The organism is Flavobacterium sp. CG_9.1 (assembly GCF_015751645.1).
Lineage (GTDB): Bacteria > Bacteroidota > Bacteroidia > Flavobacteriales > Flavobacteriaceae > Flavobacterium > Flavobacterium xanthum.
Map to the genome: position 1 here is coordinate 192,228 of NZ_JADOVC010000003.1, position 9,371 is coordinate 201,598.

Genomic DNA, 9,371 nt, shown 5'->3' on the forward strand with positions numbered 1-9,371 from the left:
GATTTGTCTAAAATTTAATTTAAATTGAATGAAAAAAATACATTTATTGTTGCTTTTTTTGACTTTAAACTTTGGCTACAGCCAAGAAAAAGGGAGTATTTCAGGCTTTGTTTCTTCTAACGAAAGTAAAATTAAAGCGGCACGACTTCTTTTAATCAAAACTGATTATACTGCACAAACGGATAGTTTAGGACATTATAGCATAGAAAATATTGTTGAGGGAAAATATAAACTTACCATTTCGGCTGAAGATTACCTATCTCAGAGTATAACCATCATCATTAAAAAAAATGAGAATCTAACTATTGACATTGAACTTTCAACGGTTCAAAATCAACTCAATGAAGTGGTAATTTCAGGAACGCTAAAACCTGTAAAACGTTTGGAAAACCCCGTTCCTGTTGAGATCATAACGGCAACGTTTTTAAAACAAAATCCAACTAGTACTGTTTTTGATGCATTGCAAAATGTAAATGGATTGCGACCACAAAATAATTGTAATGTTTGCAATACCGGCGATATACGCATCAATGGATTAGATGGCCCGTACACCATGGTTACTATTGATGGCATGCCCATAGTCAGCGCCCTTGGGACAGTATATGGGTTGTCAGGAATACCCACTTCGATGATCGATAGAATTGAAGTGGTCAAGGGCGCGGCTTCTACTTTATACGGCAGCGAAGCAGTGGGAGGACTAATCAACATCATAACTAAAAGACCCCAAGCTGTTCCTGTTTTTACAGCTGATATTTTCTCCACTTCGTGGCTAGAGACCAACATTGATTTGGGTTATCGAACTACCATCGGCAAAAAGACCGACGCCCTGATTGGGGTAAATTATTTTACCTATAACAACCCTATTGATAACAACAACGATAATTTTACAGATTTATCGATACAAAACCGAGTTTCTATTTTCAGTAAATTGAACTTCAATAGAGAATCAAAAAAAGAATTTAGTTTGGTTTCAAGGTATTTGTATGAAGATCGATGGGGCGGCGAAATGCAGTGGAACAAAAGTTTTAGAGGCGGAAGTGCCGTTTATGGTGAAAGTATTTATACTTCCCGTTATGAAGTTTTGGGCAAATATGAACTTCCCATTAAAGAAAAAATGTATTTGCAATTTTCATTAATTGGTCACGACCAAAACTCTGTTTACGGTAATTCCACTTTTCTGGCCAGTCAAAAAATCGCTTTTGGACAACTGCTTTGGGATAAAAACTGGAACAAGCATTCGGTACTTTTGGGTACAGCATTTCGATATCAATATTATAATGATAACACGGCAGCAACTATAAACGCTGATCATTCTAAAATTTATAGTGCTTTTTTACAAGACGAAATTAAATTCAGTGACAAAACAAGTGCACTACTTGGTTTGCGCTATGATTATAATGCGGCTCATGGCTCTATCGTAACGCCTCGTTTCGCTTTTAAATACAAGCCATCCACAACTGATATTTTGCGGCTTAATTTTGGAACTGGATTTAGAGTTGTTAATCTTTTTACTGAAGATCATCAAGCCTTATCAGGAGCAAGAACCGTTATTTTACTAACAGACCTAAAGCCTGAAACCTCCTATAATTTAAATTTGAATTATTTAAAAAAATACAATCTTACCAACGCCGGGGTAATTAACTTAGAACTCTCTTCTTGGTACACGTATTTTACAAACAAGATTTTTGCAAATTATGATATAAATCCTAATCAGATTATTTATGACAATTTAAATGGTTATTCTAGAATTTTCGGACTCAGTTCTAATGTGGATTGGATTACGCCATTTGGACTAAAAGCAACCGTTGGCGCAAGTTATTATGATCCAATAACGAAGCAAAACAAACAGAAGTTCGTACCCTTATTCACGGAAAAATTTTCAATCAATTGGGCTATTAATTATGAAATTCCTTCTTGGTTTTTAGCTATTGATTACACGGGAAATACCACAGGATCGATGCGCTTACCACTTCTTGGTGCTCTGGACCCAAGACGTGAAAAGTCTCTGCCATTTAGTATTCAAAACATTCAATTTACATTCAAAAAAATTCATAATTTAGAAATTTATAGTGGTGTTAAAAACCTATTGAATTGGACGCCCAATCGTGGCAATCCTTTTATAATTGCCAGAGCAAATGATCCCTTTGACAAAAATGTGCAGTTCGACAACACTGGAAATGTTGTACCCACTGCTGACAACCCTTATGCCTTGACATTTGACCCAACCTACGCCTACGGTCCCAATCAAGGCAGGCGAATGTTCCTTGGACTGCGGTATCATATTGATTAGATAATATCGTTTCCTAAATTAATTTAGCGCTGAGAAGCTTGTGTTTTACTTTTACCTCCATCAAATTGAAAACCATTTTTGAGTAATTATCTATCAAAACCGTTTTGTTTCATTATATTTTGTTTTCATAAAACGATACCATAAAATTTAAAATTTGGCAAGGAGTCGAAATTACTTGCTGTAACCTTATAAATCACTAGTTTTCAATATATAATTTTAAACTATTGAGAGTAAACGGAAGTTAAACTTATACAAACTTTCATTAGTACGTTTTAGAAACTCCGTAATTTTATTGAAAACAACTGTCACTATGAAAACAAAGAAAATTATTTCGTCAGCAATTCTAGCAATTGCACTTTTCACTGGTATTAGCTCTTTTGCACAAAACGTTGTAGAAGTAGCCGTAGGTTCTGAAAACCATACGACATTAATAGCGGCTGTGAAAGCAGCAGGCTTAGTCGACACTTTAACAGGAGCAGGACCATTTACTGTTTTTGCACCTACAAACGCTGCTTTTGACAAATTACCTAAAGGCACAGTCGCAAGTTTATTAGAACCAGCAAACTTAAAAACACTACAAGGCATTCTAACCTACCACGTTGTTGCTGGTAAAATCGATAGCAAAGCAGTTGTTGCAGCTATTAAAGCAGGAAAAGGTAAAGCTGTTTTGACGACCGTTCAGGGTGGAACATTAACAGCATCTTTAAAGGGTGAAAATGTAATGGTTACGGATGAAAAAGGTGGAGTTGCAACAATTACCGCTGTAGATTTAGATGCGTCAAATGGTATAGTTCATGTAATTGACACTGTTTTAATGCACAAATAATATTTACTTATTTTACGATTGATCAATAAACCACGCTTTGGCGTGGTTTATTCTTTTAATACTGCCTCTAAAAAATTATATTTGCAAAGTGAAACAGTATGATTATATTTTTACAGGCGCAGGACTATCGGCTTTGATGACCGTATATAAAATGGTGCAATCCTGTTCATTTGCCGGTAGCAGTATTTTGATATTGGACGAAAACACCAAAAAAACGAATGATAGAACCTGGTGCTTTTGGAAAACGCAGGACTCCGCTTGGGAACCATCGATTTCTAAAAAATGGGATTTAGCTTTGTTTGCCAATGAAAATTTTCGCCGCGATTTACACTTGAAACCGTATCAATATAATATGGCAAAAGGGCTCGATTTTTACAACCAAGTATTTGACTTGCTTTCAAAACAAGACAACATTACTTTCCTTCATCAGAAGGTATTGGCCATTGAAGAATCAGAGACCATTGTTCTAGTACAAACTGAAAAAGATAGTTTTTCGTGTTCCAAATTATTCAATAGCATTTACAACAACCAAAAAGCTGTAAGTCAGACAAAATATCCTTTGCTTCAGCAGCATTTTATTGGCTGGTTTATAAAAAGCGAGCAGCCCGTTTTTAATCCAGAGCAAGCTACTTTCATGGATTTTTCGGTGGAGCAAAAAGGGAATACCCGTTTTATGTACGTATTGCCAACATCTAAAACAGAAGCGTTATTAGAATACACCTTGTTTTCTCACCAGCATTTAAAAAAGGAAGAATACGAAAACGAGATCCAGCACTACATCGAAAAACTGGGTATCACAAATTATGAAATCTTAGAGAAAGAACAGGGTAGCATTCCTATGACGTGTTTCCCTTTTTGGAAGGCGAATACAAAAAACGTACTGAATATAGGAACTTCTGGCGGATGGACCAAAGCAAGTACGGGCTATACTTTTAAAAATTCTGATAAAAAATCAACTGAACTCGTGGCCTTTTTACAAAGAGAAACTGACTTTAGAAAATTTCATAAAAGAAGTAAATTCTGGTTTTATGATCTCCTATTATTGGATATTTTAGACCGAAAAAATGAATTGGGTTCTCACATCTTTTCTTCCATGTTCAAAAAAGGCAATCCCAGCTTAATTTTTAAGTTTTTAGATGAAGAAACCTCTTTGATAGAAGACATAAAAGTGATTTTGAAATGTCCCAAAACACTATTTATCAAAGCAATTTTTCATGTCGTTTTCAAATCAATCAAACTATAACAAAACTTTATAATTCATCTCTAAATCTTGAAGGTAAACTTTGTAACTTTGCAACTCAAAATAGTATTTATTTAAAATAAAAAAGATATGTATCCAGAAGAAATGGTAAAACCAATGCAAGCGGAACTAACGACTGCCGGTTTTCAAGATTTACATAGTGCTGAGGCAGTAGAAAATGCAATGAAATTAGAAGGAACAACCCTTGTGGTAGTGAATTCGGTTTGTGGTTGTGCTGCAAGAAATGCACGTCCAGGAGCAAAAATGAGTTTAGAAGGTGGTAAAAAACCAGATCATTTAATCACGGTTTTTGCAGGAGTTGACAAAGATGCTGTTGATGCAGCCAGACAACACATGTTCCCTTTTCCTCCATCATCGCCCGCTATGGCTTTGTTCAAAAACGGAGAATTAGTCCACATGCTAGAGCGTCACCACATTGAAGGTCGCCCAGCAGAACTAATTGCTGAAAACTTAAAAGATGCTTTCAACGAGTACTGCTAATTCATTAAAGAGTCAAACTAAAACCACGTTCATTCGTGGTTTTTTTATTTGGAGCTGTTTCCTGCTTTCCGTTGCAATCTTTTTTCCCGCTAAAGAAGCGGATAAAAAAGGATTTTCACTACAATCAGGGCTAGAAATGGTCTGGATTTAAATTACAATCCTTAATAATTCCTGCAATCCCTTGCTATAACTCCGTTTTACTAATCAACTTACCAAATAACAATTAGTGTCAAAAAGAAGTCTCTATTTGGTGGTATCTATACTTTATGCGCCAATTCGAACCGTATAATTATGAAAATTCTTTTTGTTATTACCCTATTTTTCCTTGGAATTGATGTAATAAACGACCAAAAGTCTATTTCACTTGAAACAAACGGAAACTGAGTAGCTCCTAAACCTGATACAGTTTGTATGTGATTTTTTGAGAAAAGGTTAAGGTTCTCCCTCAAGACTTAGACACAAAAAAACAAATAATTTTAAAAAGCACACTTCCATATCTAGATACTAAATAAAACACTGTTCAATCTTTACGGGCGTCAATTAAAAATCCGCGTTATCTTTGCGGTAAGCAACTGGATAAAATATATCCAGCCCGCGGAAGAAAGAAAGCGAAACGATGGCAGAAAAGTTTTGACTGCCAAACGACCAGAAATAAAAAAGAAAGTCAAGCATGAAAATTACAAAAACTAAAAAAAGCTGGGGTATCATTCTGTTATTATTGGTAATCATTGCATTATTTGCTATTTATCCAGTGCCGCCACAAGCTCCCATCCAGTATTATGATAGGGAAACTGGGGTGTTAAATACAGAAAAAGTGGCTGCCGAAAAATGGCTGGTTTGGTTGTATAATAATCCGGTTGGCGAAGCAACATTGTGGGCATTGGTGAAAAGAAAGTTGGTTTCTTCTCTTTACGGTACTATGATGGATCGTCCTTCATCGACTAAAAAAATACAACCCTTTATTGCCGAATTTGACATCGACAGGAGCTCCTTCCAGAAACAAGAGTTCCGCACTTTCAACGATTTCTTTACCCGGAAACTAAAAAATAATGCCAGACCAGTAGATAGTACGGCAACTAGTACAGTCTCACCGGCAGATGGAAAAATATTGGCCTATGCCGATATCAGCAATAGCGATTTTATCATCAAAGGGTACCTCTTCGACATTTTATCGTTTTTAAATAATGCTAACCTTGCTAAAAAATACATTAATGGTGCCTTGGTGATTATCCGGCTCGCCCCTGCTGATTACCATCGTTTTCATTTTCCCATTAGCGGAAACGTATCGTCAAACACTCGGATTGAGGGTGAATATTATTCAGTTAACCCACTTGCTTTGCGCAAAATGACTGAAATATTCTGTTTAAACAAAAGGGAATATACAATCGTTACCAACCCTTTGTTTGGAGATGTTGTCATAGCCGAAGTAGGCGCGACCATGGTAGGAAGCATAGTCCAGACTCATAAAGGAGATTTTGTAAATAAAGGGGACGAGAAAGGATATTTCAAATTCGGGGGATCCACGGTAGTGCTGCTGTTTGAAAAAAATAAAATTAATATCGATGCCGATCTATTGCTTAATACTTTAAAAGGACATGAAACTTCCGTCAAAGTAGGAGAAAAAATTGGTGTTTCGATGATTAGACACTAATTTCCAGATTTGGGTTGTAATGGGCACCCACTGCCCGAATAGTGGCAAAACGGTAGCGAAGAAATTTTTTCGTTGCTTTCACTAGTTCTCCACAAAAAAAGGTTTTAAAAAGTATTATTTTATATTTTATCACCGCCCACTTTGAGGACTAACTTTCTTTTTTTGCCACAGAATTAAGAGATTTTCACGAATTTATCCAGTAATTCTAATTCACCTTTTCTTTAATCTGTGCAATCTCTGGCAAAAATTAGTATTGGTATTACTGACGGATAGTCATATTATAGTTAGATACCACTTAAATAATTAGCAGTCGCTCCGGATGCTGATTAAAAATCCGTACTCTCTTTGGAGTAAGCAATTGGAACGAAAAAATACAAGCCGTCGTGTATTAAAATCGGTATCTTTACTTTTGTATGAAGTAACCAAAGATAGCAACTTCCTTTTATCGCGACGATTCTAAAAACGACTAGGAGTGACAAACCGCTTTTGAAAATTAAAAAAACTAGCATGGACAAATACTTACGGCAATTAATTACAATAGAGTTTGACGACAAAAAAGAAATTTTTAGTGGCTTTCTAATTGATTGGACTGAAGATTGGATCTTACTTAAAAATAACCCTGTCGATTTTATAATTGATGGTTATACCATATTGAAAAACAAAAATGTAAAGGCTATTATCCAAGATAAGGATCACGAATTTACCGAACGAGTAATTAAACTAAAAGGTTTAAAAACAAGCGCTTCCGAAATAATTCCGCTTAAAGACGTATTTTCCATTCTCTATTTTGTAGCAAGCAAATATGAGATTTTTCAAATTGCAACGAAGTCTGAAAAAGCACTATATCTTGGTAAACTCATAGAAATGAATGAGGAAGAGGTCGTAATAGACTTTTTAGGAACCGAAGGAAAATTTGAAGGCGAAATGAGTTTTAAGCCCAGCAAAATAAGAGTCATAGAATTTGATACCGATTATATCAATTCTTTAAAACTAATTGTTGAAGAAGAAAAGAAAAAGTAAAGACCAAATCTCCTCGCTAAACAGACAGTCCCAAGAATCAGAATACGTAACTGCAACCAGCGAAAAATTCATTTCTAAGTCATTTTATTAAAATCAGAAAGGAATAATGGTTAAGTTAAAATTTTTATAAAAAGAGCAATTGTTTCAACGTTCGTTACTAAATATGATACTTTTAAAAAATGAAAAAAAATCTAATATTGCTTTGCGTTTTGGCAACACTTTTATTCTCCTGTAACAAGAAAAAGGAAAGTAATGGAGCAACCGTCAAAAACGACACCCTTGCAACCGAAAAAAAATTCTCAAAAGCAGATTCTATAATTAATAAAGCCATTGAAGCACACGGCGGAAAATTATATACTACTGCCAACTACTCCTTTATTTTTAGAGGTAAAGAGTACCGTTTTAAGAATAATGGAGCTTCCTATATATATTCTTCTGAAATTCAAAAGGGAGATTCTCTTATCAAAGACCTACTGACTCCAGAAAAGTTTGAACGTTCTATAAATAGCAAGTTACAATCTTTATCCAAAGAAGATTCTGCGAAGTATTCAGAGGCAATAAATTCGGTTATTTATTTTGCCACACTTCCCTACAAACTTCAAGATGCTTCCGTAAATAAAAAATTCATTGAAGAAATCACAATCAAAGGACAGCAATACGATGCAATAGGTGTAACTTTTGGTCAAGACGGTGGCGGCAAAGATTTTGATGATGAGTATCACTACTGGATGAATACAACCACGCATAAAATGGATTACTTGGCCTATAATTACCGCGTGAATGATGGTGGTGTGCGCTTTAGAGTGGCCTTTAACACCCGCGTAATTGACGGTATAACTTTTCAGGATTACATTAATTATGAAGCCCCTTTGAAAACTCCTTTGAAAGACTTACCAAAATTATACGAACAAGGAAAACTAAAAGAAGTATCTCAAATACTGACGGAGAATGTGGTCAATAATCACAAGTAAGCAACTGGATTGCAAAATCTACGACCTTTAAAAATTTAAACCACAAAGCGGGCGAATCTCTGTAAGATTCCTAACTCTTTTGCATCGCATTAGCATGAGTATTCTGCTTGTGAACACTTACTATTGCATCAATTTTTTTACCCCAATCTATCATTCAGAAAAAGGAAGGGTCTCCACATCTGCTCCGCAAAGTTTCCAACTTTGAGGTGGCGTCAAAAGGTCTCCTGACCTTTCTGAAAACTCTCATGCCAGATGATGTTACTCACCATACAGAGATTCTTTTTTCCTCAGAATGACAAAATAAACACAGACCACCACATCTGCTTCGCAAAGTTTCCAACTTTGAGGTGGCGTTAAAAGGTTTCCTGGCCTTTCTGAAAACTCTTATGCCTAATGATGCTACTCAACATACAGAGATTCTTCGTTCCTCAGAATGACAAAATAAACACAGACCACCACATCTGCTCCGCAAAGTTTCCAACTTTGAGGCGGCGTTAAAAGGTCTCCTGACCTTTCTGAAAACTCTCATGCCAGCAGATGTTGCTCACCATATAGAGATTCTTCGTTCCTCAGAATGACAAAATAAACACAGACCACCACATCTGCTCCGCAAAGTTTCCAACTTTGAGGTGGCGCTAAAAGGTCTCCTGACCTTTCTGAAAACTCTCATGCCAGCAGATGCTGCTCACCATACAGAGATTCTTCGTTCCTCAGAATGACAAAATAACCACAGACCACCACATCTGCTCCGCAAAGTTTCCAACTTTGAGGTGGCGTTAAAAGGTCTCCTGACCTTTCTGAAAACTCTCATGCCAGCAGATGCTGCTCACCATACAGAGATTCTTCGTTCCTCAGAATGACAAAATAACCAC

Annotated in this window: 7 protein-coding genes; all 7 read left to right on the forward strand. The window is 36.0% G+C overall.

Annotated elements, in window-relative coordinates:
- The first annotated feature begins 28 nt into the window (after window positions 1-28).
- The 7 genes from IWX83_RS03035 to IWX83_RS03065 all read left to right on the forward strand — a co-directional run bounded on the left by IWX83_RS03035 (window position 29) and on the right by IWX83_RS03065 (window position 8,499).
- Window positions 29-2,290, forward strand: a complete 2,262-nt coding sequence (locus tag IWX83_RS03035) for a TonB-dependent receptor domain-containing protein (RefSeq protein ID WP_196827529.1) — start codon at window positions 29-31, stop codon at window positions 2,288-2,290.
- 310 nt (window positions 2,291-2,600) lie between these two features.
- Entirely contained in the window at window positions 2,601-3,116 is a 516-nt protein-coding gene (locus tag IWX83_RS03040) for a fasciclin domain-containing protein (protein ID WP_196827531.1), read from the forward strand.
- A gap of 88 nt (window positions 3,117-3,204) precedes the next feature.
- A complete protein-coding gene (locus tag IWX83_RS03045; protein WP_196827533.1) occupies window positions 3,205-4,359 on the forward strand; it encodes a lycopene cyclase family protein in 1,155 nt (384 codons plus the stop codon).
- An 87-nt stretch (window positions 4,360-4,446) separates the two neighbouring features.
- Window positions 4,447-4,857, forward strand: coding sequence for a BrxA/BrxB family bacilliredoxin (locus tag IWX83_RS03050; protein WP_073353245.1), 411 nt, complete (start codon window positions 4,447-4,449; stop codon window positions 4,855-4,857).
- A gap of 670 nt (window positions 4,858-5,527) precedes the next feature.
- Window positions 5,528-6,508: a phosphatidylserine decarboxylase gene (locus tag IWX83_RS03055; RefSeq protein WP_196827535.1), complete on the forward strand. Its 981-nt coding sequence runs from the start codon at window positions 5,528-5,530 to the stop codon at window positions 6,506-6,508.
- Between the two features lie 507 nt (window positions 6,509-7,015).
- Window positions 7,016-7,528, forward strand: coding sequence for a hypothetical protein (locus IWX83_RS03060; RefSeq protein ID WP_073353248.1), 513 nt, complete (start codon window positions 7,016-7,018; stop codon window positions 7,526-7,528).
- A 179-nt stretch (window positions 7,529-7,707) separates the two neighbouring features.
- The gene (locus IWX83_RS03065) at window positions 7,708-8,499 is read left to right on the forward strand and encodes a DUF6503 family protein (protein WP_196827537.1); all 792 of its coding nucleotides are present in this window, start codon (window positions 7,708-7,710) and stop codon (window positions 8,497-8,499) included.
- The last annotated feature ends 872 nt before the right edge of the window (window positions 8,500-9,371 follow it).